The 25,986-nt window shown below is 71.2% G+C and carries 26 protein-coding genes and 1 riboswitch; of the genes, 22 read left to right on the top strand and 4 right to left on the bottom strand.

Annotation, left to right across the window (positions count from 1 at the left end; translation table 11 throughout):
- The first annotated feature begins 64 nt into the window (after positions 1-64).
- The 3 genes from LWJ43_RS07050 to LWJ43_RS07040 are packed head-to-tail and all read left to right on the top strand — an operon-like array spanning position 65 to position 2,769.
- A complete protein-coding gene (locus LWJ43_RS07050) occupies positions 65-1,252 on the top strand; it encodes an NAD(P)/FAD-dependent oxidoreductase (RefSeq protein ID WP_277331434.1) in 1,188 nt (395 codons plus the stop codon).
- 48 nt (positions 1,253-1,300) lie between these two features.
- Complete coding sequence (locus LWJ43_RS07045; RefSeq protein ID WP_277331433.1) at positions 1,301-2,524, top strand: cytochrome P450; 1,224 nt, start codon at positions 1,301-1,303, stop codon at positions 2,522-2,524.
- Between the two features lie 53 nt (positions 2,525-2,577).
- A complete protein-coding gene (locus tag LWJ43_RS07040) occupies positions 2,578-2,769 on the top strand; it encodes a ferredoxin (protein ID WP_277331432.1) in 192 nt (63 codons plus the stop codon).
- Between the two features lie 94 nt (positions 2,770-2,863).
- Here the strand turns inward: LWJ43_RS07040 and LWJ43_RS07035 are convergent, their stop codons facing one another.
- Both LWJ43_RS07035 and LWJ43_RS07030 read right to left on the bottom strand, forming a co-directional pair.
- Positions 2,864-2,998 (bottom strand): hypothetical protein, encoded by a 135-nt coding sequence (locus tag LWJ43_RS07035; protein WP_277331431.1) that lies wholly within the window; start codon positions 2,996-2,998, stop codon positions 2,864-2,866.
- Positions 2,999-3,214: 216 nt separating this feature from the next.
- Positions 3,215-3,445: a hypothetical protein gene (locus tag LWJ43_RS07030; RefSeq protein ID WP_277331430.1), complete on the bottom strand. Its 231-nt coding sequence runs from the start codon at positions 3,443-3,445 to the stop codon at positions 3,215-3,217.
- Between the two features lie 384 nt (positions 3,446-3,829).
- A riboswitch (cyclic di-AMP (ydaO/yuaA leader) is annotated at positions 3,830-3,989 on the top strand.
- Positions 3,990-3,991: 2 nt separating this feature from the next.
- On the opposite strand from LWJ43_RS07030, the gene LWJ43_RS07025 reads away from it, so the two are divergent.
- Positions 3,992-4,861 carry a transglycosylase SLT domain-containing protein gene (locus LWJ43_RS07025; RefSeq protein WP_277331429.1) on the top strand — a complete coding sequence of 290 codons (870 nt, stop codon included), beginning with the start codon at positions 3,992-3,994 and terminating at the stop codon, positions 4,859-4,861.
- Positions 4,862-5,134: 273 nt separating this feature from the next.
- Positions 5,135-5,719: a hypothetical protein gene (locus tag LWJ43_RS07020; RefSeq protein WP_277331428.1), complete on the top strand. Its 585-nt coding sequence runs from the start codon at positions 5,135-5,137 to the stop codon at positions 5,717-5,719.
- Between the two features lie 64 nt (positions 5,720-5,783).
- Here the strand turns inward: LWJ43_RS07020 and LWJ43_RS07015 are convergent, their stop codons facing one another.
- Positions 5,784-6,677, bottom strand: coding sequence for an SIS domain-containing protein (locus LWJ43_RS07015; RefSeq protein WP_277331427.1), 894 nt, complete (start codon positions 6,675-6,677; stop codon positions 5,784-5,786).
- A gap of 405 nt (positions 6,678-7,082) precedes the next feature.
- Here LWJ43_RS07015 and LWJ43_RS07010 point away from each other — a divergent pair, with 405 nt between their 5' ends.
- The 17 genes from LWJ43_RS07010 (at position 7,083) to LWJ43_RS06930 (ending at position 25,368) form a co-directional block, all read left to right on the top strand.
- A complete protein-coding gene (locus LWJ43_RS07010; protein ID WP_277331426.1) occupies positions 7,083-8,075 on the top strand; it encodes an MBL fold metallo-hydrolase in 993 nt (330 codons plus the stop codon).
- Positions 8,076-8,156: 81 nt separating this feature from the next.
- A complete protein-coding gene (locus tag LWJ43_RS07005) occupies positions 8,157-9,650 on the top strand; it encodes an ATP-binding protein (RefSeq protein ID WP_277331425.1) in 1,494 nt (497 codons plus the stop codon).
- On the top strand, positions 9,647-10,069 hold the full coding sequence (locus LWJ43_RS07000) for a roadblock/LC7 domain-containing protein (RefSeq protein WP_124275220.1): 423 nt from the start codon (positions 9,647-9,649) through the stop codon (positions 10,067-10,069). Before LWJ43_RS07005 ends, LWJ43_RS07000 begins: the two co-directional genes overlap by 4 nt.
- Positions 10,066-10,419, top strand: a complete 354-nt coding sequence (locus LWJ43_RS06995) for a DUF742 domain-containing protein (protein ID WP_277331424.1) — start codon at positions 10,066-10,068, stop codon at positions 10,417-10,419. The genes LWJ43_RS07000 and LWJ43_RS06995 overlap by 4 nt, the downstream gene beginning before the upstream one ends.
- Complete coding sequence (locus LWJ43_RS06990; protein WP_277331423.1) at positions 10,397-11,011, top strand: GTP-binding protein; 615 nt, start codon at positions 10,397-10,399, stop codon at positions 11,009-11,011. Before LWJ43_RS06995 ends, LWJ43_RS06990 begins: the two co-directional genes overlap by 23 nt.
- Positions 11,008-12,315: a cytochrome P450 family protein gene (locus LWJ43_RS06985; RefSeq protein WP_277331422.1), complete on the top strand. Its 1,308-nt coding sequence runs from the start codon at positions 11,008-11,010 to the stop codon at positions 12,313-12,315. Before LWJ43_RS06990 ends, LWJ43_RS06985 begins: the two co-directional genes overlap by 4 nt.
- Before the next feature lie 75 nt (positions 12,316-12,390).
- Positions 12,391-12,798, top strand: coding sequence for a cell division protein SepF (locus LWJ43_RS06980; RefSeq protein WP_277331421.1), 408 nt, complete (start codon positions 12,391-12,393; stop codon positions 12,796-12,798).
- A gap of 55 nt (positions 12,799-12,853) precedes the next feature.
- Positions 12,854-14,026, top strand: a complete 1,173-nt coding sequence (locus LWJ43_RS06975) for an AAA family ATPase (protein WP_346771978.1) — start codon at positions 12,854-12,856, stop codon at positions 14,024-14,026.
- Complete coding sequence (locus LWJ43_RS06970; protein ID WP_277331419.1) at positions 14,023-14,382, top strand: nucleotide pyrophosphohydrolase; 360 nt, start codon at positions 14,023-14,025, stop codon at positions 14,380-14,382. The genes LWJ43_RS06975 and LWJ43_RS06970 overlap by 4 nt, the downstream gene beginning before the upstream one ends.
- Positions 14,383-14,518: 136 nt before the next feature.
- Positions 14,519-15,055: a DUF6099 family protein gene (locus tag LWJ43_RS06965; protein WP_277331418.1), complete on the top strand. Its 537-nt coding sequence runs from the start codon at positions 14,519-14,521 to the stop codon at positions 15,053-15,055.
- A gap of 162 nt (positions 15,056-15,217) precedes the next feature.
- Positions 15,218-16,141 (top strand): LLM class F420-dependent oxidoreductase, encoded by a 924-nt coding sequence (locus LWJ43_RS06960; protein ID WP_277331417.1) that lies wholly within the window; start codon positions 15,218-15,220, stop codon positions 16,139-16,141.
- 124 nt (positions 16,142-16,265) lie between these two features.
- Positions 16,266-17,201: a homocysteine S-methyltransferase gene (gene mmuM / locus LWJ43_RS06955; protein WP_277331416.1), complete on the top strand. Its 936-nt coding sequence runs from the start codon at positions 16,266-16,268 to the stop codon at positions 17,199-17,201.
- Positions 17,202-17,244: 43 nt separating this feature from the next.
- Positions 17,245-18,720, top strand: a complete 1,476-nt coding sequence (locus tag LWJ43_RS06950; protein ID WP_277331415.1) for a 3' terminal RNA ribose 2'-O-methyltransferase Hen1 — start codon at positions 17,245-17,247, stop codon at positions 18,718-18,720.
- Complete coding sequence (locus LWJ43_RS06945; RefSeq protein ID WP_277331414.1) at positions 18,717-21,260, top strand: polynucleotide kinase-phosphatase; 2,544 nt, start codon at positions 18,717-18,719, stop codon at positions 21,258-21,260. Before LWJ43_RS06950 ends, LWJ43_RS06945 begins: the two co-directional genes overlap by 4 nt.
- Before the next feature lie 68 nt (positions 21,261-21,328).
- Positions 21,329-22,561, top strand: coding sequence for an arginine deiminase (locus LWJ43_RS06940; protein ID WP_277331413.1), 1,233 nt, complete (start codon positions 21,329-21,331; stop codon positions 22,559-22,561).
- Positions 22,562-22,701: 140 nt separating this feature from the next.
- Positions 22,702-23,718 (top strand): ornithine carbamoyltransferase, encoded by a 1,017-nt coding sequence (gene argF, locus LWJ43_RS06935; protein WP_277331412.1) that lies wholly within the window; start codon positions 22,702-22,704, stop codon positions 23,716-23,718.
- Between the two features lie 177 nt (positions 23,719-23,895).
- Positions 23,896-25,368: an amino acid permease gene (locus LWJ43_RS06930; RefSeq protein WP_277331411.1), complete on the top strand. Its 1,473-nt coding sequence runs from the start codon at positions 23,896-23,898 to the stop codon at positions 25,366-25,368.
- Here the strand turns inward: LWJ43_RS06930 and LWJ43_RS06925 are convergent.
- Complete coding sequence (locus LWJ43_RS06925; protein ID WP_277331410.1) at positions 25,322-25,768, bottom strand: ATP-binding protein; 447 nt, start codon at positions 25,766-25,768, stop codon at positions 25,322-25,324. The genes LWJ43_RS06930 and LWJ43_RS06925 overlap by 47 nt on opposite strands.
- Positions 25,769-25,986: the final 218 nt, after the last annotated feature.

Below are 25,986 nucleotides of genomic sequence, written 5' to 3'. Positions count from 1 at the left end.
CTTCTCCCCGACCGTGTCCGGGACGGCCCGATCCGGGCTGCCCCGAACCGAGGACAGAGGCTCCATGACCCCCTCCCGCGTTCTCGTCGTCGGCGCTTCCGCAGCCGGACTGGCAACCGCTGAGGCACTGCGCCGCAAGGGCTACGGCGGCACGCTGACCCTGCTCGGCGGCGAACCGCACCCGCCCTACGACCGCCCTCCCCTCTCCAAGCAGGTCCTGGCCGGCAGCAGGACCCCCGACACGACCCGGCTGCGGGCCCCCGAAGCTCTGGCGGCCCTGGACGCCGAACTGCTCCTCGGTGACCCGGCGGTCCACCTCGACCCCCGGACCCGGACGGTGCGTACCGCGTCGGGGCGCGAACTGCGCGCCGACGCCGTCGTGGTCGCCACCGGACTGCGGGCCAGAACCCTGCCCGGCCGGACCGGCGCCGACGGAGTGCACGTACTGAGGACGCTCGACGACGCCCTCGCGCTGCGGTCCGGCCTGCTGGCCGCGCGGCGGCTCGTCGTGGTCGGTGAAGGAGTCCTCGGCTGCGAGATCGCCGCCACCGCGCGCACCATGGGCCTGGAGGTCACCCTGGCCGGCCCCAGGCCGGGGCCCATGCTCACCCAGTTCGGCCCCGTGGTGTCGGACCTGCTCGCCGCGCTGCACACCGGGAACGGCGTACACCTGCGGCTGGGTCACGCGGTGACCGGACTGACCACGGAACAGGGCCGGGTCACCGGAGTGCGTCTGGACACGGACGAGGTGCTGCCCGCCGACGTGGTGGTCGTCGCCATCGGGGGAGACCCCGCCACCGGCTGGCTGGAGGGCAGCGGGCTGCGCGTCGACGACGGAATCGTCTGCGACTCCCGCTGCCGGGCGGCTGAGGGGATCTACGCCGTCGGGGACGTGGCCTCCTGGCACCACGAACTCCTCGACGCACCCATGCGCCTGGAGAACCGTACGAACGCCACGGAACAGGCCATGGCCGTCGCCGACAACATCCTCGGCGCCGACCGGCCCTACGTCCCCGTGCCCTATTTCTGGACCGACCAGTTCGACGCCCGCGTCCAGGCCCACGGCCTGCTCGGGCCGGACGCCGACGTGACCGTCGTGGACGGCGATCCGGCCACCGGGCGTTTCGTCGCCCGCTACGAGCGCGACGGCAGGGTCACGGGCGTCCTCGGCTGGAGCATGCCCAAGCAGGCGCGACTGCGCCGCCAGGAGATCGGCGGCCCGGCCCCGACCCTCGAACCGTCCGCGCCGTGAAAGCGGCCGACGCCACGTCAGCCACCCGCACGACGAAGTGAGGAAGCGATGACCAGCACGGTATCCACGGAAGGGGCGCACGCGCCCTCGGCCCCGGAATTCCCGATGCCCCGGGCGGCGGGCTGTCCGTTCGACCCACCGCCCGCACTGAAGTCGGAGCAGGAACTGGGGTCGCTCAGGAAGGTCCGGCTGTGGGACGGGACCACACCCTGGCTGGTCACCCGCTACGCCGACCAGCGCGCCCTCCTCGCCGACCCGAGGATCAGCGCCGACGTCACCCGCCCCGGCTACCCGAGCCCCACGCCCTTGCGGGGGGCGAGCTTCAGCTTCATCCTCATGGACGACCCCGAACACGCCCGTCAGCGGCGGATGGTCACGGCTCCCTTCACCATCAAGCGGGTCGAGGCGATGCGCCCGGCCGTCCAGAAGATCGTGGACGGTCTGATCGACGACATGCTGGCGGGGCCCCCACGGGCCGACCTCGTCCAGGCCTTCGCCCTCCCCGTCCCCTCGCTCGTGATCTGCGAACTGCTCGGAGTGCCCTACACCGACCACGACTTCTTCCAGGAGAACAGCAAGACCCTCATCAGCCGCAGCGCGGCACCCGAGCAGCGGGGCGCGGCCCACGCCAACCTGACCGGCTATCTGGACGAGCTGATGGGCCACAAGATCGCCCGGCCCGCCGACGACCTCCTGTCAGGTCTCGGCACCCGCGTCGAGGCGGGGGAACTGTCCCGCCGGGAGGCGGCGGAGATGGGCGTGCTCCTGCTGCTGGCCGGACACGAGACCACCGCCAACATGATCGCTCTGGGCACCCTCGCCCTGCTCGAGCACCCCGACCAGCTCGCCCTGCTGCGCGGAACCGAGGACCCCAGGGCGGTCGCCGGCGCCGTCGAGGAACTGCTGCGCTACCTCAACATCACCCACGGGGGCCGCCGTCGCGTGGCCCTCGAGGACATCGAGATCGGCGGCGAGGTGATCCGGGCCGGTGAGGGGGTCATCGTGCCCAACGACATCGGCAACCGCGACCCCGAGGTCTTCACCGACCCGGACCGGCTCGACCTCGGGCGGGACGCCCGGCGCCATGTGGCCTTCGGTTTCGGCGTGCACCAGTGCCTCGGGCAGCCGCTGGCCCGCATGGAGCTGCAGGTCGTCTACAGCACCCTCTACCGGCGCGTCCCCACCCTGCGTCTGGACGCCCGCCTGGAGGAAGTGCCGTTCAAACACGACGGGTCCGTGTACGGCGTGTACGAACTGCCCGTGGCCTGGTGACCTCCCGGGCCACGGCCCCCACCCCACGACGGAACCCCGATGAAGGAGTGCTCATGAAAGTGACCCTCGACCAGGACAAGTGCGTGGCGTCCGGCCAGTGCGTGGTCGCCGCGGACGACGTGTTCGACCAGGACGACGACGGCATCGCCGTACTGCTCGATCCCGCGCCGCCGTCGGCCCGCGCCGACGACGTCCAGCAGGCCGCAGCCGTCTGCCCCGCCCTCGCCATCCGTATCCAGGACTGACGCGAGCGGCCCGCCCGGCGTACCGGGCGGGCCGGACGGGTCCTGCGGACCGGGGGAGCAGATCCTGCTGCTGCGGAGCACATCCCCGCGCGGTTCAGGACAGGGACCGCACCGTGGAAAGCCCCGAGCAGAGCAGCGTCCCGGCGCGGCGTACGACGCGCACCGGCACCCGGACGGCCGTCCCGCCGCCCCGCACGTCGTACACGCCTTCGCCGCCCGTCGGCTCCACGACGGGCGGCGAAGGCGTCCCCGGACACGAAGTGCGCCGGTCCGGACCGCCTTCGCCTTCTCCCCGGTGGAGGTCGGCCCCGGCGACCGTCGCTCCCCGGCCTTCTACCAGCCGCGCCAACGTCCGTCCCGGGCATCCGGGCATCCGGGCGCCGAGTGCCCCGGCGCGGTCCGCCCCGGGAGCGCGGCACCGGGCCGGCGCCTTCCTGCGGTCCGCTCAGTGCGGCTTCCAGCGGAGCTTGCCGCCCCCCACCCACCGGACGGCGGCCGGGTCGTCGAGATCGTGGACCGGGATGCCGGCTGTCGCGGCGGCGATCAGCACGTCCGTCATGGCGGTGGCGCTCCCGATGACCTCGCCGTCGATCTCCACGACACGGAAGGGCGGGTCCCCGGGCTGGACGGGCAGGACGGTGATCCGCGGGGCCGAGGTGTGGGGGTTCTCAGTCATGGCGGATCGGTTCCACGTCGGCGTTCCAGGTATGCGCGACGGTCCCACCCACAAGTCGCATGCCCGTTTTGATACGTTTTTAGAATTTGATCCTGTAATCCATAAAAGGCCATTTCGTGTGACCTGAACCGCTTCGCTCTGGAGCAAATCGCCCGAATCGGACTCCGTGACCAGGGTCACTTGATGCCGCCCTGACGCCCGGGAGCGGCGGTCGGTTCCCTTCTGCGCCAAGAGAACCGGTCGGCGCGGTGTGCGGTGGATTACATGAATTCCCGTGAATTGATCTTGCGAATGAATTTTGATCACCGAACCAGGCTTGTTCCTTTCCCTATTTCTCGCCTACGGTCACCATCACTCCGGGCGGAACGCCGAATCCTGCCGCCGCCCGATTACCCGACCACTTCTCGTACGGCAGGAGCGGGGGACCCAAGTAAGCGCCGATCCGGTTTCCGGAGCGGCTCGGGGTGAAGTCGCATTCGCGTGCGGCCGGGCATCTCCAGCCCGAACCCGACAGCTCACTTCGCAGGCGACGGAGAGGAAATCAGCATGCCCGAAAACGGTAAGCACCGTCGTTTCAGGACCAGTTCGCTCACACGCGGCATCATCGCCGTGACCACGGGTGGAGCTGCCCTGGCCCTCCCTCTGATCGGTGCGACCGGCGCCTTCGCGGCCCCGGCCCAGTCGCCCGCCGTCGCAAAGGCTGTGACGTCGACTGCCGCGACCGGCAAGGGAATTGCCGCGCAGAAGTCCGAGTCGACCAGCTATTCCGTGATCTTGGGTGACACCCTCGCCAAGATCGCTCGTGAGCATTCCGTCAACGGTGGCTGGAAGGCCCTTTACGAGGACAACCAGAAGGCTGTCGGTGGAAACCCGGACCTGATTCACCCCGGTCTGAAGCTGACCATCGGCGCCAAGGCCGGCAACAAGTCGGCGGACAAGGCGGAGAAGGCCGAATCCAAGGCATCCGCCTCCTCCGACCGTGCCGACAAGAGCGCTGACCGCGCCGACCGCTCTGAGCGCACGAGCACCTCCCTGGCCGCGGAGGGCGCCCCTGCCGCCACCGAGGCCACTCCCGCCGCCGAGCCGGTCAGCTACACGAACGACCTCGACGGCTGGATCAAGGAGTCGCTCGCCGTCATGGCGGAGCACGGCATCCCCGGCACCTACGAGGGCATCCACCGCAACATCATCCGTGAGTCCGCGGGCAACCCCCAGGCGATCAACGACTGGGACATCAACGCGATCAACGGTGTCCCGTCCAAGGGGCTGCTCCAGGTCATCGACCCGACCTTCCAGGCCTACCACGTGCCCGGTACGTCGATGGACAGCTACGACCCGGTCGCCAACATCACGGCCGCGTGCAACTACGCCGCGGACAAGTACGGTTCGATCGACAACGTCTTCGGGGCCTACTGAGTCCTGGACCAGGCGAAGCCTCCGGCACCCGGGTGTGTGACGGAGGGGCAGGGATGACGGGTGGTGCGGGTTCGGCGGAACCCGCACCACCCGCTTCTCGTTCTCCGGGACCGTTCGCGCCCGGGCCGTCGGATCGCCGTGTCGCGGGCAGCGGTGCAGCGGTGCGGCGGTGCAGTGGCGTCGCGGTGGAGGAGGCGGGCGATGCCCCGGCGACAGGCCCGTCGGAGCGAGGGTGACTGGTCTCGTACAGGTTCGTCGTCCATACTGCCCGCCGTGGAGCAGCGCATAGATTCGAAGACCAAGCCCGAGTTCGCCGCGGGGACAGACCCGGCGTACATCCCCGGCCTGACGGCCCCTGCCCCCGCGCGGACGGAGGCGGAAGCGGAGAAGGCCGAGCCCGCGGAGCCCGAGGCCGCCGAAGCCGCGGAAGCGCCCGCCGAAGGGGCGGCGGACGAGGCCGTGGACGACGTCACCGCCGTCGCCGACGCGGACCCCGACGACATTGCCTCCCCTGACGTGGAGGAGAAGGGCGACGCCGACGAGAAGGCCGGTGCCGACGAGAAGACCGGTGCCGGGGACGGCCCCGTCTTCGAGGTCAGTGACCGGCGCGGATCCATCAGGGTGGACGCCGAGGGTGTCCGCTTCCGGCTCGACGACCAGGAGGCGGAGTTCGACTGGTCCGAGATCGGCGCGGTCGAGGTCACGACCGGCCGCTTCGGGCGCCGGTTCACCGTGACCGTCCACGTGTCGAGCCGCCGCTGGTTCAACGCCGAGGTCGAGGCGGCGGCCCGTAGCGACCTCAAGAAGTGGACCGCGGAGCTCGACGAGGCGCTGGACGCCTACTTCGAAGAGGCCTGACCTCCACGGTCACCGCCGCGCACCGGGCCGCCCGCCGGCCCGGTGCGCGGCATGCCGTGAGACGTCAGGTCCCGGCGGCCGTGCCGAGCACCACCGACCGGGTGAGGTGACGCGGCAGATCGGGATCGAGACCCCGGGCCGCCGCACGCGCGATCGCCAGGCGCTGGACCCTGACGAGGTCGGCGAGGGGGTCCAGGCCGCTCTCCACCCAGAGCGCCCCGGTGGCCCGCACCTGCTCCCGCAGTCCTTCCGGGGCGGTGCCGAACATCCAGGTCGCGGTCCCGGCCGTGGCGATGCTGATGGGGCCGTGACGGTATTCCATCGCCGGGTACGACTCCGTCCAGGACAGGGACGCCTCCTTCATCTTGAGCGCTGCCTCGTTGGCGAGCCCGACCGTCCAGCCGCGCCCCAGGAAGCTGAACTGGTCGCATGCCAGGAGGCCTTCGGGCAGTGGCTCCGCCAGGGCGGCCTCGGCGTCCCGGACGACGTCCTCGGTGTGCAGCCCGAGGTGCGCGCGGAACAGGGTCAGTGCGGTGGTCGCGAACCTCGTCTGGACCACGGACCGCTCGTCGGCGAAGTCGAGGACGACCACGTCGTCCGCGGCGTCCATCACCGGAGTGCGCGGGTCGGCTGTCACCGCGACGGTCCGTGCGGTGCCCCGCAACCGGGTCAGGAGGTCGAGCACCTCGGTCGTCGTCCCCGAACGCGTCAGCGTGACGACCCGGTCGTACGCGCGCCCGACAGGGAACTCCGAGGCGGCGAACGCGTCCGATTCGCCCTGCCCGGAGGCCTCGCGGAGCGAGGCGTACGCCTGCGCCATGTAGTACGAGGTTCCGCAGCCGACGACGGCGACGCGCTCGCCTGCGACGGGCAGGGCCGCCTCCCGGTGGGCGGCCACCTCGGCTGCGCGGCGCCAGCACTCCGGCTGGCCGGCTGTCTCGGTCTCGACATGCGACATGTCCGCACTCCGCTTCCGCTGCTGCTCGCACCTGATGGGGTGAGCTGGGTGAAATCGACGTCTGCTTGTTCAGTTCTGCATGTCAGTCAGGGTATTCGAGCAAGAACAAGCAAAGGGTCCACTCCTTCATGATCGTCGCAGCGGCTGTTTTCGGCCATGCTCGGTGGGTAGTCGGCTCAATCCGGTTCCGTCGTCGCCGTGTGGGTATCTGTTCGGTGGTGCAAGCCCTGTAGGGGATATGTCGCACATCTGACGGAAAATCTCCCGTGATGGCGATCTTTGACAACCTCGGACCGTCACCGTCGGGTGGGGAGATGTTCGAGAGGGGGTCGGTTTCGCGTCACCGGGATGCACTCCTGGCCGAGTTCGAACGCGCGGGCGTATCCAGGTCGGCATAATCGCCCCATGTCGATCACGGGTGGGGACGTCGTTGACCTCGGCAGGGGCCTGCACGCCTGGCTGCCGCCGAAGCGGGGCTGGGGGCTGGCCAACTGCGGCCTTCTCGTGTCGCCGCGCGGCGCGCTGTGGATCGACACCCCCTACGACCCTTTTCTGGCCGGTCAGTTCCTGGTGGAGAGCCGGAAGCGGCTCCCCGACGGTGTGGACATCGGCCGGGTGATCGTCACCCATGCCAACGGGGACCACTTCTGGGGTGCCGGAGTGCTTCCGGACGCGGAGATCATCGCGACCCGGGAGGCCCGGGAGCACATCCGTCACGACCCCACGCCCCAGCAACTGCACGCCCTGGTGGCCGGAAGTGATCCGTCCACACCCCTCGGTGCCTACCTCGGCCGGCACTTCGGCGTCTTCGACTGGTCCGCCACCGGGACGGTGCGTCCGACGACGTACTTCACCGGAGAACTCGAACTGACCCTGGGGGACTACGCGGTCCAGCTGTCGTCCCTGCCGCCCGCGCACACGGCCGGCGACCTGATGGTGTACCTGCCCGCCCAGCGAGCGGTGTTCAGCGGCGACGTGATCTTCTCCTCCACCTCCCAGCAGCCCGGAGACCACCCCGTGCACTGGGTGGGCCCCCTGGGCAACGTGATCGACGCCTGCGAACGCGTACTCGCCACCGGAGCCGAAGTGATCGTGCCCGGACACGGGCCGGTGCTCGACCCGGCCGGAGTGCGCGAGCACATGGACTATCTCGCCCACGTACGCGACCGTGCCCACTGCCTCCACGCGGCAGGCGTGCCAGCGGTCGAGGCGGCCCGCCGGGTGATCCGTGAGGGCCGCTACCCGGCGCTCGGCCTGCCGGAGCGGCTCGTCGTGACCATCGGGAGCGAATACCGCCACCTGGACGGCTCGGAACTCCCCGGAGTGCTGCGGGTGATGGCCGACGTGGCCGCCGTCGCCCACGAGACCGGAGCGGCGTGTACCGGCGGGTCCGCGTGACGGCCGGCCGTCACGACAGCCGCACCCCCCGCCGCCGCGCGGGCCGCAGACGCTCCCCGACAACAGAGACGCGGTGACGCCGTGCTGGCATGGATCGTGGCCCTGATCGCCGTGGTGGTGGCGACGTGGTCGGCCGTTGGTACCCATCAGGCCAGGCGGGAGGCGTACGGAGCCTCGGCCCGCGCGGAGCTGACCGAGCGACAGGCCAGGGCTGCCGAGGCCCGCACCCTGGCCCTCACCGAGGAGATCCGGCAACTCGCCCGCAAGCGGATACCCGCCGCGGCGACCGCGCTCTCCCACCGGACGGCGCCCGTCCCGGGACTGCGGGAAGCCGCGGACATCGAAGGCGACGCCGCCCGTCTGCTGACCGAGGCCGTACAGGCCGCGCGCACGGCGGTCCTGGAGGAACGCGCACGTGTCGACGCCGCGGCGAGGTCCGCCATGCGGGGCACCTCGGCCAAGATCCAGTCGCTGCTCAACCAGTCGCAGCACCTCCTGCACGAGCTCCAGCACGACTACGACGACCCCCGGATCCTGCAGCTCGACTTCCGTAACGAACTGGCGCTGCGCCGCACCCAGGCCACGGCCGTGCTCTGCGACGCCTGGCCCGGGCTCGCCCGGCAGAACTCCTCGCTCGTCGAGATCGTGCTCGGCGCCCAGTCCCGGGTGCCCGGGTACGAGCGGATCAAGGTCGCCAACCACCTGCGCCAGGAGCGGCTCGCCCTGGTCGCCAGGGCGGCCGAACCCCTCGCGATCGCGCTCGCCGAACTGCTCGCCAACGCCACGGCCTACTCCCACCCGGACACCGAGGTGCCCGTGACGGTCCAGCAGACCGCCGGGCGTGGGGCTCTGATCCTGGTCGACGACGCCGGGATCGGCATGGACGACGACGCCCTGGAGCGGGCCCGCGCGCTGCTGTCGGGCCCCTCCGAGGTGCTGCTCACCGAGCTGGGGGACCCGCCGCGGACCGGCTTCGCCGTGGTGGGCCGGCTCATCGCGCGCTACGGATTCAGCTGCCACATCGAGTCCTCGCCGTACGGCGGGATGCGCACGATGCTGCGCGTTCCCGCCCATCTGCTGACCGTGATGGACGACGACCGCACCCTGTCCGTGCTCGCACCGAAACCGGTGCACGCGCGGGGGGCCGGCGCCGCTGGAATCCAAGAGCCCGCCGCGTCCTCCGGGCCCGCGGAGCCCGCCGCGTCCTCCGGGCCCGCGGAGCCCGCCGCGTCCTCCGGGCCCGCCGCGTCCTCCGGGCCCGCCTCGGCCACCGGGCCCGAACCGGCCGGACCCGTCACGACCACGCCCGCCGGACCCGCCCCCGACGCTGAACCGGAAGCGCGTCCGGCAGGGCTGCCCACCCGGCGCCGCAGATCTCGTCGGACGGACTCCCCGGAGGCGTCCACGACCCGGCCGCAGGCGGCGGAGGAGCCCACGCTCCGCACGCCCGAGCAGGCCGGAGCAGCCTGGACCGCCCTCCAGGAGGGCACCCTCAGCGGCAGGAAGGCGCCCGTGCCTCCGGCACAGGCGCCCGCAGCATCCCCATCGGACGACCAAGGAGACGACGAGACGTGAGCACCACCCCCACCGCCGGTGATCTCGCCTGGGTGCTGACCCCCCTGCTGGAACTGCCCGGCGTACAGCACGCCGTGGTCGCCACCGGGGACGGACTCGTCGAGGGCGCCTCGCCCGGCCTGGACCGCGCGTCCGCCGAGCGTGTCGCCGCGATGACGGCCACGCTGCACGCGGCGGCCCGCGCCTTCACCACCGCCTTCACCGAGGCCGAGTCACCGCGCCTGGCCCAGACGGTCGTGGAGTCCGACCTCGGCTTCGCCGTCGTCGTACCGGCCGGGAGGAACACCACCCTGGCCCTGTTCGCCGCGCCCGACGCGCACCTGGGGAACATCGCGTACCAGATGCAGGTGCAGGTCACCGCGCTGACCCGCGCCATGCACGCCCCCACCCGCCAACCGGACGCTGCCACCCGGCCATGACCCCCGGCCCAGGGCGCCGCCTGATTCCCGCCTACCTGGTCACCGGTGGACGTTCCGCGCCCACCGGTCCCGCGCTCGACCGGCTCGCCGTGCTCCTCCGCACGGACTCGTCACTGCCGCCGAACACCGGTTCGGAGCAGAGCAGGCTGTGTGAACTCCTGGAACCGGGAGCACTCACCGTCGTCGAATGCGCCGCCCACCTGGAACTGCCGGTCAGCGCGACGGTCTTCCTGGCCACGGACCTCGTGGCCGCAGGACATCTGCACGCTCGACCACCGATCCCCAGCGCCGGTGAGATCGACCGGTCGCTCGTCGAGAGGCTGCTCGTTGGACTCCGTTCCCTCAACTGACCTGGGCGGCGTCGGCTATCTGCCGAGCGCCGCCGAGACCCTGATGAAGCTCGTCGTCACGGGCCCCTTCGGCGTGGGCAAGACGACCCTGATCCGCACGCTGTCCGAGATCCCGACCCTGCACACGGAGGAGGTGATGACGCAGTCCAGTACGGGGCTCGACGACACCGCCGGGCTCCCGGAGAAGACGACGACCACGGTCGCCATCGACTTCGGCAGGCTGACCGTCCAGGACGACCTGGTGCTCTACATGTTCGGCACGCCGGGCCAGGAGCGCTTCCTGCCCCTCTGGGAGGACATCGCGCGCGGTGCGCTCGGAGCCCTCGTCATGGTCGACACCCGCCGTCTGGAGGACTCCTTCGCCGTCATGGACCTGGTGGAGGAGCAGGGACTCCCGTACGCCGTGGCCGTGAACCGCTTCCCCGACGCACCCGCCCACGCGGACGAGGTCCTGCGCAAACACCTCGACCTCGACCCGCGCACCCCGCTCGTGCAGTGCGACGCCCGCGAACGCCGGGGCAGCATCGATGCCCTGATCGCCCTCGCCGAGCACGTGCTGACCGGTCTGCCCGCGCCCCAGGAACCCTCATGACCCCTCCCGTCCCCGGCACCCCGCCCGGCGCCGCCCCCTCGCTCCTCGAACCGCCGGCGCTGTACGGCGCCGGCTTCGCCGCCGATCCGCACGGCCACTACCGGGCGCTGCGCGCCCAGGGGCCGCTGGCCAGGGTCCGCATCGCCCCCGACGTCGACGCCATGCTGGTCACCGACTACCACGCGGCCGTCGAACTGCTACGGGACACAGAGACCTTCACCAAGGACCCGCGCGCCTGGCAGGAGGGCGTGCCGGCCGATTCGCCGGTCCTTCCCGTGCTCGGCCACCGGCCCACCGCTCTCTTCACCGACGGCGCCGTCCACGCCCGCTACCGCGACGCCATCAACGACACCCTCGCCCTGATCGAGCCCCATCTGCTGCGCGCGGAGGTCGCCCGCGTCGCGCAGCGGCTCATCGCCGCCTTCTCGGCCACCGGCACCGGTGACCTCATCGCCCAGTACGCCCGCAGGCTCCCGCTGCACGTCTTCACCGCCTCCTTCGGCGTGGCCCCCGAGGACACCGAGCGGGTCATCCGCGGGACCGCCGGGATGATGGATCCGGCGGCGGACGCGACAGCGGCCTACGACGACCTCGTCGGCGTCGTCACCGCGCTCGTGGCCGAACGGCGGCGTAGACCGGGACGCGACCTCACCACGTACCTGCTCGCGCACCCGGCAGGTCTCGACGACGACGAGACGGTGCGTCAGATCACGCTCATCATGAGCGTGGGTCACGATCCGACGACCAATCTGATCGGCAACGCACTGCTGCGGATGCTGAGCGACACCGGATACCGGGGCTCCCTGCACGGCGGCGCCGTGACCGCGCACGAAGCGGTGGACGACGTGCTCTGGCGGGACCCTCCGCTGGCCAACATGGGGGCGCACTTCCCCCGCCACGACACCGAGTTCCACGGGGTCCCGCTGCGCGCCGGGCAGCTCGTACTGGTCTCGTTCGCCGCCGCCAACACGCAGTCACCGCCGTCCGTCACGGATCCCGCGGTGCGTTCGGGGGACGGCGCCCACCTGGCATGGTCGACAGGACCGCACCGCTGCCCGGCCAAGCAGCCGGCCCTGTTGATGGCGATGACCGCGATCGAGCAGCTCACCAGTCAGCTCTGCGATCTGGAACTGGCCGTCGAACCGGACGCGCTGATGTGGCGGCCGGGACCGTTCCACCGTGCCCCTGCCCACCTCCCGGTGCGCTTCACACCCCTCGGCACGTTCCCGGAACCGGCCGGTCCGGGTGCCGAACGGGCCGCTGATCCTGGTCCGACCCGTGTCGGTGGTACGCCGAACGGGTGAGGGGCGAGAGAATTGCCCGATGAACAGCGAGCGCAGCCGGCGCACAGCCAACCGGCATACGGACGGGGTGGTCCTGTGAGCAGGTACGACAGGTACGACAGATACGACCCCACCGACGAACAGTGGGAGGGGCTCGCCCAGGTCGTACCCCTGAGGGGCCGCAACGAGTGGCCGTCGCGGGTCGACCACCGGGCGGTCCCCGAACAGCGGGAATCGGCCGAGCAGCGGCGCCTGGTCGTCCTGCGGGTCCAGGTGTTCGCGGACGCGCGCGAGGTGGCCGAGTACCTGGTGGCGCAGATCCCGGTCCTTCTGGACCTGACCGGCGCGGAGACCGATGTGGCCAAGCGGATCCTGGACTTCAGCAGCGGCGTGGTCTTCGGTCTGGGCAGCGGGATGCACCGGGTGGACCGCAACGTCTTCCTGCTCGCGCCGGTCGGCATGGAGGTCGAGGGGGTCACCGCGGCGGGCGTACCTCAATCGTAGGAAGGTCGTGCGGGCGGAACGGTTCGCCGCTCACGGGCGTGCGTACGGTCCGCTCATGACTGTGATCTCCTCCGGGCCGACGGCCCCGTCGCCGTCGGGCGCGACCCGTCCCGCACGTCCCCTCGTCGGTGAACTCCGGCTCGACGCCTTCGCCTCGCACCGCCGCACCGTCATCCCGCTCGGGCCGCTCACGCTGCTCGCCGGACCCAGCGGCAGCGGCAAGTCGACCGCCCTGCGCGGATACGAGGCCCTCGCCCGGCTGGCCGCCGGTGATCCACTGGAGGACGTCTTCCCCGACCCGGCGGCCTGGGTACCGGAACGGGCGGAGGCCGACGCGCAGGGGCGGCGCGGATTCAGACTCGGCTGCACGGTGGAGGGCCCGGCCGGCCCGGTGAGGCTGGACCTCGCCGTGCAGGCCGAGCCCGCGCTCCGCATCGTCGGCGAGCGGCTGACGGGCGGCGGGGAGACTCTGCTCGCCACCGCGCTCAGGGACCCCCGGCGTTCTCACGTCCAGGCCGCCTGGCACACCGCGGGCGCCGTGCCGGTGACGCGCGCGCCCTTTCCCGACGACCGGCTCGGCACGGCGCTGCTGCCGTTGCGCGTCGCGGGGACCACGGACGGGCAGCTCAAGGTGCTGGCCGCCGCCGAACAGGTGGTGGTGGCCCTGCGCTCCGCCTTCGTCTGCGACCCTGAACCGCGGCGGATGCGTGCGGCGGTGCCGGCCGGGGAGGGGCGGCTCACCTCGAGCTGCGACAACCTCGCCGACGTCCTCCTCCGCACCCACGGCCAGTGCGCCCAGCGGCACGCCAGACTGGTCGCCACCGCGGACACCGGATGTGCGGGGACGGTGACGGGACTGTCCGTCGAACGGCTGCCGGACGGGACCGTGCGCGCCCTGGCCGGCCGGGGGCCGGACCGCGGCACGCCGCTGGGCCGCCTCGGCGACGGCGAACTCCGCTATCTGGCCCTCGCCCTGGTGCTGCTGACCGGCCCGCATGTCCTGGTGGTGGACCCGGCGGCGGAGGTGCCGGACGCCATGCAGGCCCTCACGGTCCTGGCCGACGGGCTCGACCGGGATCTGGACGCGCGGCAGACCAGGGCACTGCTGGCACTCGCGGCGTCGATCTGCGCCGACGGGCACATGCGCCTGTTGGGGACGGTCGGTGAGGCGGCCGCGGCGACGGCCCGCGGGACGGCCGGTGCGACGGTGGTAGACCTGGCACCGTGACGGAACTGGATATTGCGCAACTGCAGCGGCGACTGGCCGACTTCGCGGCGTCCCGGGCCTGGGAGCCGTACCACACCCCCAAGAACCTGTGCGCCGCGTTGAGCGTGGAGGCGTCCGAACTCCTCGAGATCTTCCAGTGGCTCACACCGGAGCAGTCGGCGAGGGTGATGGAGGACTCCGGCACCGCGTTCCGCGTCACGGACGAGGTCGCGGACGTGCTGGCGTATCTGCTGCAGTTCTGCGAGGTGTTGGGCATCGACCCGCTGGCGGCCCTCGCGGCGAAGATCGACCGGAACGAGAAGCGATTCCCCGTGCCGGACGGAGGGGAGCCGTCGAGTCGTCACTCTTCGGAGTGATCGATTTATGCACAATCGACTTCCTGTCCACAGATTTCCGATTTCCTCTGGCGTTTGTGTGCCATGACCCTCACTGTGGGTAATGAAGAGGTGAGCGGGTTCTTTGTACAGGTGGTCTCGGCGACGGGGGAATCGCATGGAAGCGGAGCGACTGATCGCGGCGGGCCGGAGCGCGCTGGCAGGGAGCCGGGGAGTGCCGGCCGTCATGGCGGAGGCATGGCAGGCCCAGGCACTCGCCCGGGCGGTCGGCGGGCAGCTGGCGCGATACGGCCCGGCGGAGTTACGCACGGAGGCGCGCGGGCTGAGCGAGACCTGCGCCCTGGGCAGTGCGGTGCTCGACCACCCGATGGTTCCGGCGGGAGGGGTGAGGGCCTCGCAGCTCACCGAAGTGGCCCATGTGGCAAGGGCCCTGGCCGCTCTCGCGCTGCTCCTCGGCGAGGCGGGCATCGCACTCGTCGGTGTTGCCTGCGGGACCGAGGAGGAAGGGCTGTACTGGCAGTGCATCGAGGCGATAGACGCCGTCGACGAATCCGTGGACCGGGTCCAGGGCATGCTGCGACGGCTCGCCGAGCAGGAGCGCGAGGGGCAGCGTGAGCAGGCGCTGGAAAGCGAGCGGGACGGTCCGTTCGGAGTGGTCCACGGGCCGGCCGGGTTCGTCGCGGGCCAGCCGTGAACCGGCCGGTCGAGCCGCGGATGGTGGGACGGCCGGGAGCGGCGGGGCCGGGCACGATCCGAGCGAGGACGGAGCGGCGGCGTCCACGGACGGAGAGGGCCGGGCCGGCAGGTGAGGCAGGGCAGACGCGGCGCGGCGGGCTCGAAGGTGCAGGATGGAGACATGGATCTTCGCATTTTCACCGAGCCCCAGCAAGGGGCGAGCTACGACACCCTGCTCACCGTCGCCAAGGCCACCGAGGACCTCGGCTTCGACGCCTTCTACCGGTCGGACCACTATCTGCGCATGGGCTCAGGTGACGGCCTGCCCGGTCCGACGGACGCGTGGATCACCCTGGCCGGACTGGCCCGCGAGACCAAGCGGATCCGCCTCGGCACCCTGATGACGGCGGGTACCTTCCGTCTGCCCGGGGTGCTGGCCATCCAGGTCGCGCAGGTCGACCAGATGTCCGGGGGCCGGGTCGAGCTGGGCCTGGGCGCCGGCTGGTTCGAGGAGGAGCACAAGGCCTACGGCATCCCCTTCCCGAAGGAGAAGTTCGGCCGGCTGGAGGAGCAGCTGGCGATCGTCACCGGCCTCTGGGAGACCGAAACCGGCAAGACGTTCAGCTACGACGGTACGTACTACCAGCTCACGGACTCGCCGGCCCTGCCGAAGCCCGCCCAGGCGAAGGTGCCTGTCCTGATCGGCGGACACGGCGCGGTCCGCACCCCGCGCCTTGCCGCGCGGTACGCCGACGAGTTCAACATCCCCTTCGGCTCGATCGATGACAGCGAGAAGCAGTTCGGCCGGGTCAGGGACGCCGCCGTGGCAGCCGGCCGCGCGCCCGACGACCTGGTGTACTCCAACGCCCTGGTGGTGTGCGTCGGGAAGGACGACGCCGAGGTGGCACGACGTGCGTCCGCCATCGGACGGGAGGTCGAGGAGATCAAGGCGAACGGGCTGGCGGGATCTCCCGACGAGGTGGTCGACAAGATCGGCCGCTACGCCGCGGTCGGAGCCTCGCGGATCTACCTCCAGGTCCTGGACCTGGACGACCTGGATCATCTGGAACTGATCTCGTCGCGGGTCCAGTCGCAGCTGGGCTGACGGAAGGGGCTCATGTGATCCGGCGACCGTAGGACGGCGCATGTCGGCCGGAACGGATCAGCAGGCAGGACAGGACCGTGGGAGCGCGGGACCGACCGCGGTCAGCAGACAGCGAGGAGCAGTTGTGCACAACATCCGGACACCGGATGTCCAGCCCGGCCGTACGCTCGGCGACGCGCTCGCCGAGGGGACCGTGCTGCTGGACGGGGGTCTCTCCAACCAGTTGGAGGCGCAGGGGTGCGATCTGTCCGACGCCCTGTGGTCGGCCAGGCTGCTGAGCGACGAGCCCCAGCAGATCGAGGCCGCCCACCGGGCCTACGCGCAGGCGGGCGCGCGGGTACTCATCACCGCCAGCTACCAGGCCACCTTCGAGGGGTTCGCGCGGCGAGGGATCGGACGGGCCCGGGCTGCCGAGCTGATGGCGGGCAGCGTGGACCTGGCGCGCCGGGCCGGTGCGTCGACGGGCCGTGAGTTCTGGGTCGCCGCCTCGGTCGGTCCGTACGGGGCGATGCTCGCCGACGGCAGCGAGTACCGGGGCCGGTACGGGATGACCGTCCGGGAGCTGGTGCGCTTCCACCGGCCCCGGGCGGAGACACTCGCTGCGGCGGGACCCGATGTGCTGGCCCTGGAGACGGTGCCGGACACCGACGAGGCAGAGGCACTGCTGCGGGTGGTACAGGATCTCGAGGTGCCGGTCTGGCTCTCGTACAGCGTGGAGGGAGACCGGACCAGGGCGGGGCAGCCCCTGGCGGAGGCGTTCGGGCTCGCCGCCGGCATCGACCAGGTGGTGGCGGTCGGCGTGAACTGCTGCGACCCGGCCGACGCCGACCGTGCGGTGGAGGTGGCCGCCGCGGCCACCGGTAAGCCGGTCGTCGTCTACCCGAACAGCGGGGAGGAGTGGGACGCCGAGGGCCGGGACTGGACCGGCAAAGGCACGTTCGAACCGAGCAGGGTGCGGGACTGGCAGAAGGCGGGCGCCCGACTGGTCGGGGGATGCTGCCGCGTCGGCCCGTCCGAGATCGAGGCGCTGGCAGCTCGACCGGAGTTGTCAGGGGTGTGAAAACTCCTGGTGGGAGAGGGATCACCGGACCATACTCGGTCACGTGTTCCTGACTATCAGCACGACCGGCACCCCTGAGCGTCCCGCCACCGATCTCGGCTATCTGCTGCACAAGCATCCCGACAACGCGCAGACGTTCTCCACCTCGCACGGCACCGCGCACGTCTTCTACCCCGAGGCGTCCGCCGAGCGCTGTACAGCCGCGCTGCTGCTGGAGGTGGATCCCGTGGCCCTGGTCAGGCGCGGCAAGGGAAAGGGTCGCGGCGGGGCCCCCGACGCGGCGCTCGCGCAGTACGTCAACGACCGCCCCTACGCGGCCTCGTCGCTCCTCTCGGTGGCGATGACGACGGTGTTCAAGTCCGCGCTGAAGGCGGCCTGCCGGGCCATGCCCGAGCGGGCCCGGGAACCACTGCCGCTGCGGATCGAGGTGCCCGCGCTTCCCGCACGCGGGGGCGCCGACCTCGTGCACAGGCTGTTCGGGCCGCTCGGCTGGACACGCGTCGACGCCGTGGCCGTACCGCTGGACGAGCGCTTCCCGGAATGGGGCGACTCGCGCTACGTACAGCTGGTGCTGGAGGGTGAGCTGAGGCTCGCGGACGCCCTGCGTCAGCTGTACGTGCTGCTGCCGGTGCTCGACGACGCCAAGCACTACTGGGTCGCACCCGACGAGGTCGACAAGCTCCTCCGGGCGGGTGAGGGCTGGCTGGCGGGGCACCCGGAGCAGCGGCTGATCACCAGCCGTTACCTCTCGCGCCGCGGGGGGCTCACGAGGCAGGCGATGGAGCGGCTCGAACTGGTGCGGCTGGCGGAGTCGGACGACCTCGAGGTGGAGAGCGTCGACAACGCAGTGGACGAGACCACGGACACGGAGGAGAAGCCGGTGCCGCTCGCCGGGCAGCGCCGCGACGCGATCCTTCAGGCCCTGCGCGCCGCCGGGGCGAACCGGGTGCTCGACCTGGGCTGCGGTCAGGGCCAGTTGGTGCAGGCGCTGCTCAAGGACGTGCGCTTCACGGAGATCGTCGGGGTCGACGTGTCGATGCGCGCCCTGACCGTCGCCGCCCGCCGGCTGAAGCTGGACCGGATGGGCGAGCGGCAGGCCGGGCGGATCACCCTCCGCCAGGGCGCTCTCACCTATACCGACAAGCAGCTGAAGGGGTACGACGCCGCAGTGCTGAGCGAGGTGATCGAGCACCTCGACCTGCCGCGGCTACCCGCCCTGGAGTACGCGGTGTTCGGCTCCGCGCGGCCCCGCACCGTCCTGGTGACGACGCCCAACGTCGAGTACAACGTCCGCTGGGAGACCCTTCCCGCCGGGCACGCACGGCACGGGGACCACCGCTTCGAGTGGACCAGGGACGAATTCCGCGACTGGGCGGGGCAGGTGGCCGGACGCCACGGATACGCCGTGGAGTTCGTGCCCGTGGGACCGGACGACCCCGAGGTGGGGCCTCCCACACAGATGGCCGTGTTCACGATGACCACGGCCCACGGGACGACGAAGGAGGAGAAGGCCGCATGACCGGTACCTCTCGCACACTGCCCGTGACCGACCTGTCCCTCGTCGTCCTCGTGGGCGCCAGCGGCTCGGGCAAGTCCACGTTCGCCCGCAGGCACTTCAAGCCGACCGAGATCATCTCATCCGACTTCTGCCGGGGGCTGGTCGCCGACGACGAGAACGACCAGAGCGCCAGCCGTGACGCCTTCGACGTGCTGCACTACATCGCCGGCAAGCGGCTCGCCGCGGGCAGGCTCACCGTCGTCGACGCCACCAACGTGCAGCCGGAGAGCCGGAAGCAGCTCGTCCAGCTGGCCCGGCAGCACGACGTGCTGCCGATCGCGATCGTGCTCGACCTGCCGGAGGAGGTCTGCCAGGCACGCAACGCCGGCCGCCCCGACCGCGTGGGCATGCCCCGCCATGTGGTGCAGCGTCACCGCCGTGAGCTGCGCCGCTCGCTGCGCGGCCTGGAGCGCGAGGGCTTCCGCAAGGTCCACGTCCTGCGCACCGAGGAGGAGGCCGAAACGGCCGAAGTCGTCATCGAGCGCCGCTACAACGACCTGCGGCACCTCAACGGCCCCTTCGACATCATCGGCGACATCCACGGCTGCAGCTCCGAACTCGACACCCTGCTCGGCAGGCTGGGCTACGAGAACGGGGCCCACCCCGAGGGGCGCACCGCCGTGTTCGTCGGAGACCTCGTGGACCGCGGCCCCGACAGCCCCGGTGTGCTGCGCCGCGTCATGTCCATGGTGGCGTCGGGCGACGCGCTGTGCGTCCCCGGCAACCACGAGAACAAGCTCGGCCGTTACCTCAAGGGGCGCAAGGTCCAGCACAGCCACGGACTCGCCGAGACCGTGGAGCAGTTGGAGCGCGAGGACGCCGAGCACCCCGAGTTCCGCGAAGAGGTGGCGGAGTTCATCGACGGACTGGTCAGCCACTACGTCCTGGACGGCGGCAAGCTGGTCGTCTGCCATGCGGGGCTGCCCGAGAAGTACCACGGGCGCACGTCGGGGCGGGTCCGTTCGCACGCGCTGTACGGGGACACGACGGGCGAGACCGACGAGTTCGGCCTGCCCGTGCGCTACCCGTGGGCCGAGGAGTACCGGGGCGCCGCCGCAGTGGTCTACGGCCACACACCGGTGCCCACCGCCTCATGGGTGAACAACACCCTCTGCCTGGACACCGGGGCCGTCTTCGGCGGGAAGATGACCGCCCTGCGCTGGCCGGAGCGCGAGATCGTCGACGTCCCGGCCGAGCGCGTCTGGTACGAGCCGGTGAAGCCGCTGACCACCGAGGCCCCCGGGGGCAGGGAGGGCAGGCCGCTCGACCTCGCCGACGTGCAGGGCCGCCGCATCGTGGAGACCCGGCACATGGGCCGGGTCGCGGTGCGCGAGGAGAACGCGGCCGCCGCGCTCGAGGTCATGAGCCGCTTCGCCGTCGACCCCCGGCTGCTGACCTATCTGCCGCCGACCATGGCTCCGACCGCGACCTCCCGGGAGGAGGGCTTCCTGGAGCACCCCGCAGAGGCCTTCGCGCAGTACCGGGCGGACGGCGTCACCGACGTCGTGTGCGAGGAGAAGCACATGGGCTCGCGCGCCGTGGCGCTGGTCTGCCGCGACGCGAGCGCCGCTCGTGAGCGCTTCGGGGTGGACGGGCCCACCGGCGCCCTGCACACCCGCACCGGGCGGCCGTTCCTGGACGACACCGCGCTCACGGAGGTCGTCCTCGGCCGGCTGCGCGCCGCCGTCACCGCGGCCGGGCTCTGGGAGGAGTGGGACAGCGACTGGGTGGTGCTCGACACAGAGCTGATGCCCTGGTCCCTCAAGGCAGCCGGGCTGCTGCGCTCGCAGTACGCGGCTGTGGGCGCGGCCGCCGGTGCCGTCCTGCCCGTGGCGGAGAAGGCGCTGACCGCGGCGGCCGCCCGCGGGGTGGACGTCGGAGCCCTGGCCGGCCGCCGACGGGAGCGCGCAGAGGACGCGGCCGCCTTCACGGAGGCGTACCGCCGCTACTGCTGGAGCACCGAGGGGCTCGACGGCGTGCGCCTGGCACCGTTCCAGATCCTCGCGGTGCAGGGGCGCTCGCTCGCCTCCGTACCGCACGACCAGCAGCTGGCGTGGCTGGACCGTCTCGTCGAGCACGACCCGACCGGACTGCTCCAGGTCACCCGGCGACTCGTCGTCGACACGCGGGACGAGGCCTCCGTGCGCTCCGGCACCGACTGGTGGCTGGAGATGACCGGCCGCGGCGGCGAGGGCATGGTCGTCAAGCCGATGGGCGCCCTCGTCCGCGACGAGAAGGGCCGGCTCGTCCAGCCGGGCATCAAGGTGCGCGGCCGTGAGTACCTGCGGATCATCTACGGGCCGGAGTACACCCGGCCGGAGAACCTGGAGCGGCTGCGTTCCCGCTTCCTCGGCCACAAACGGTCGCTGGCCCTGCGGGAGTACGCCCTCGGCCTGGAGGCGCTGGACCGGCTGGCCGAGGGGGAGCCGCTGTGGCGGGTCCACGAGGCCGTCTTCGCGGTGCTGGCCCTGGAGTCGGAGCCCGTCGACCCCCGGCTGTAGGACGGCCCGCCCGGAATCGGGTGGCGGTTCGCAGGGTGAACGGCGCCCCGCGCGGTGAGGATGAAGGCATGGGATTCCATGTCGATTCCGAGGCCGGGCGGCTGCGCCGCGTCATCCTGCACCGCCCCGATCTGGAGCTGAAGCGGCTCACCCCCAGCAACAAGGACGCGCTGCTGTTCGACGACGTGCTGTGGGTGCGCCGCGCCAGGGAGGAGCACGACGGCTTCGCCGATGTGCTGCGCGACCGGGGCGTGGAGGTGCATCTCTTCGGTGACCTGCTCCGGGAGTCCCTCGACATCCCGGTGGCGAGGCGGCTCGTCCTCGACCGGGTCTTCGCGGAGAAGGAGTACGGGCCGCTCGCCACCGAGCATCTGCGTGCCGCCTTCGAGGAGCTCTCGGCCGCGGACCTGACCGAGGCCCTGGTGGGCGGGATGACGAAGCGGGAGTTCCTCGAACGGCACGCCGAACCGACCTCCGTCCGCTTCCACGTCATGGATCTGGACGACTTCCTGCTCAGCCCCCTGCCCAACCACCTCTTCACCCGCGACACCTCCGCCTGGATCTACGACGGTGTGTCCATCAACGCGATGCGCTGGCCCGCCAGACAGCGCGAGACCGTCCACTTCGAGGCGATCTACCGGCACCACCCCCTGTTCACCGGCCCCGAGGCCGGGGTGTTCCACCACTGGTCGGAGGGCCAGGACGACTACCCGTCCACCATCGAGGGCGGCGACGTCCTCGTCATCGGCCAGGGCGCCGTCCTGATCGGGATGAGTGAACGCACGACGCCGCAGGCCGTGGAGATGCTGGCCAGAGGACTCTTCGACGCCGGGTCGGCCCGGACGATCGTGGCGCTCGACATGCCCAAGCGCCGTGCGTTCATGCACCTCGACACGGTGATGACGATGATCGACGGCGACACGTTCACGCAGTACGCCGGACTCGGCATGCTCCGCTCCTACACGATCGAGCCCGGCTCGGGCCCGCGCGAGCTGAAGGTGACCGATCACCCGCCCGAGCACATGCACCGGGCCGTCGCCGCCGCGCTCGGCCTGGACAGGATCCGGGTGCTCACCGCCACCCAGGACGTGCACGCCGCCGAGCGGGAGCAGTGGGACGACGGCTGCAACGTCCTGGCCGTGGAGCCCGGTGTCGTCGTCGCCTACGAGCGCAACGCCACCACCAACACCTATCTGCGCAAGGAAGGGATCGAGGTCATCGAGATCCGGGGCAGCGAGCTGGGTCGGGGCCGGGGCGGCCCGCGCTGCATGAGCTGCCCCGTGGTGCGCGACCCGGTGTGAGGCGGGGTACGCGGAGGCCGGGCGTACGTTCACGCCCTCCGTCCGCACGGCCACGGACACCTCTGTATAGCAATACGGTGCCTCGTATAGACTTCCAGGGCAGTTGTCTCGTACGTCCGTAGCCCGACCCAGGAGTCATCATGGCCATAGACCTCACAGGCCGCCATTTCCTCAAGGAGCTGGACTTCACGGCCGAGGAGTTCCGCGGCCTGGTCGCCCTGTCCGCCGAGCTCAAGGCCGCCAAGAAGGCGGGCGCGGAGGTGCAGCGGCTGCGTGGCAGGAACATCGCGCTGATCTTCGAGAAGACCTCGACGCGTACCCGTTGCGCCTTCGAGGTGGCGGCCGCGGACCAGGGCGCGTCCACCACGTACCTCGACCCCTCGGGCTCCCAGATGGGGCACAAGGAGTCGGTGAAGGACACCGCCCGGGTGCTCGGCCGGATGTTCGACGGCATCGAGTACCGGGGTGACAGCCAGCAGGCCGTCGAGGAGCTGGCGGCGTACGGCGGTGTGCCGGTCTACAACGGGCTCACCGACGACTGGCACCCCACCCAGATGCTCGCCGACGTGCTCACGATGACCGAGCACAGCGCGAAGCCCCTGGAGGAGATCTCCTTCGCCTACCTCGGTGACGCCCGCTTCAACATGGGGAACTCCTACCTGGTCACCGGCGCCCTGCTGGGGATGGACGTCAGGATCGTGGCGCCCGCCTCCTACTGGCCGGCCCAGGACGTGGTGGACCGGGCGCGGGAACTCGCCGCGGCGAACGGCGCCCGCATCACCCTCACCGAGGACATCGACGAAGGCGTGCGGGGCGCGGACTTCGTCGTCACCGACGTCTGGGTCTCCATGGGGGAGCCCAAGGACGTCTGGGACGAGCGCATCGCCTCCCTCTCGCCGTACGCCGTGACCATGGACGTCCTGCGCGCCACGGGCAACGACGACGTGAAGTTCCTGCACTGCCTCCCCGCCTTCCACGACCTCGGGACGAAGGTGGGCAGGGAGATCCACGAGCGGCACGGACTCTCGGAGCTCGAGGTCACCGACGAGGTCTTCGAGTCCTCGCACTCGGTCGTCTTCGACGAGGCCGAGAACCGGATGCACACGATCAAGGCGGTGCTGGTCGCGACGCTGGCAGGCGACGCCCGGTCCGCATGAAAATGCACCCGATTGGGTGAACATGCGCGCAAGTGGCTACGATGGCGCTACTTGGTGGGGTTCGGGCTCGCACGCTCGAACCCCTTTTCATGTGCCCGGTCCGGACCACGCCCCAGGGTGAGAGCCCCCCACAGGCTCCGTCTCCCCGCACCGCCAGAGAAGAGACCTCGTCCCCCCATGAGTGCCGTCCCTCCCACCCCGCCCATCCCCTCCCGCGTGAGCGGGGCGCGCGTGAAGAGCCCCGAACTGCTGCTCGCCGAGTCCGGAGCCGACCTGGAAGGTCACGGCCTACGGCGCACCATGGGGCTGTTCCAGCTCGTGTGCTTCGGTGTCGGTGCGATCGTCGGCACGGGGATCTTCGTCGGTCTGTCCGACAGCGTTGCCGAGGCGGGCCCCGCGGTGGTGCTCTCCTTCGTCCTCGCCGCCATCACCTGCATTTTCACCGCCTTCTCCTTCGCCGAGCTCGGTGGCGCCATCCCGGTCTCCGGTAGTTCCTACTCCTTCGCCTACGCCACACTCGGCGAACGGGTCGCCTTCCTCGTGGGCTGGTGTCTGCTCCTGGAGTACGGCGTCTCGGTCTCCGCCGTCGCTGTCGGGTGGAGCCAGTACGTCAACGAGCTGCTGGACAGCATCGTCGGCTGGAGCCTGCCGGCGGCGCTCTCCGCCGGGCCCGGTGACGGCGGTGTGATCAACCTGCCGGCCATCGTCGTGGTCATGATGGCGGCCGCGCTCCTGGTCCGCGGCATCAGGGAGAGCGCGCGGGCCACGGCCGCGATGGCGGTGCTGAAGATCGGCATCCTGGTCGCCTTCTGTGCGATCGCCTTCACCGCGTTCGAGGACGGGCACCTCTCGCCCTTCGCCCCCCAGGGCATGGCGGGGGTCACCGCCGGCGCGTCGGTGGCGTTCTTCTCGTACATCGGCTTCGACGCCATCACCACCGCGGGCGAGGAGGTCAAGAACCCCCGCCGGAACATCCCGATCGCCATCCTGATCTGCATCGGCGTGGTCACGCTGCTCTACTGCGCGGTCGCACTCGGGGCCATCGGGGCGCTGGGCTCCGACGCGGTGTCCGACAAGCCCGCCGCGCTCTCGCTGGTCGTCGACCAGGTCACGGGGTCGAGCGTCGGCGGCGGGATCATCGCCTTCGGCGCGGTCGTCGCGATCGCCTCCGTCGTGCTCGCGGTGATGTACGGCCAGACCCGGATCCTCATGTCGATGTCCCGCGACGGGCTGGTCCCCCGCGTCTTCGAACGGGTGTCGCCGAAGACCCGTACACCGGTCGCCAACACCTGGATCGTGGCGGTCCTCTTCGCGGTCCCCGCCGCGTTCTCGTCCCTCGACGTCGTCGTGAACCTGACGACCATCGGCACGCTCGCCATCATGGCGGTCGTCAACATCGCCGTCATCACCCTGCGCCGCCGCAACCCGGAGCTGAAGCGTTCCTTCCGGGTGCCGTTCTACCCGGTCAGCCCCATTCTGGGCGTCGGCTTCTGTCTGTACCTGATGTACGGGACGGGCTGGACGACCTGGGTGCAGTTCGTGGTCTTCCTGGTCGTGGGAGCCCTGGTGTACGCGGGCTACAGCCGCAGCCGTTCCCGGCTCGTCAGGGAGCCGCAGGACCGGACGGCACCGGGCTCGACGGAAGGGTGAACCAGACCGCCTTGCCGTGTTCGGTGGGGCGGTGGCCGCACGCGGAGCTGAGGGCGCGGATCAGGAGCAGCCCCCTGCCGTGCTCCTGCCAGGGATCGGGTGCGCTGCCCGGCAGCAGGCGGGACAGGCCGCCGGGCGGTCCCGGATCGTGGTCGTGCACCTCGACCTGGCAGCCGGACGCCCGGAGCTCGACCACCAGCTCGATGGGTCCGGAGCCGTCGGTGTGCTCCACGGCGTTGGCGACCAGCTCGGCGGTCAGCAGCTCGGCCGTGTCGCTGTCCGCGGGCGCCTCGAGGTCCGCCAGCGCCGTGCGTACCAGCGCGCGGGCGATCGGCACCGCGGCCGTGGAGTGCGGCAGGGCGATACGCCAGGAGGAGGGCGGGGGGACGTCGGGCGGCAAGGTGGGGGCTTCCGTTCGGCAGCGGGACATCCGGCGGGCGCACGTGCCCCCGCCGACTGCGTCCTGGCCGCGTGGTCCGTACCAGGACTTCCTGCGCTCCACCATACGAAGCGGAGCGCCCCGGACATAGAGGCGGTCGGCCGGCACAAAAGGGACTTTCGCCACAGCGGCGACCTCGAGCTATTGCGTTCTCATGACGATGGTCACGTATCGGTGAT

The organism is Streptomyces sp. JH34 (assembly GCF_029428875.1).
Lineage (GTDB): Bacteria > Actinomycetota > Actinomycetes > Streptomycetales > Streptomycetaceae > Streptomyces.
This window is presented reverse-complemented; position numbering and strand designations above follow the sequence as displayed.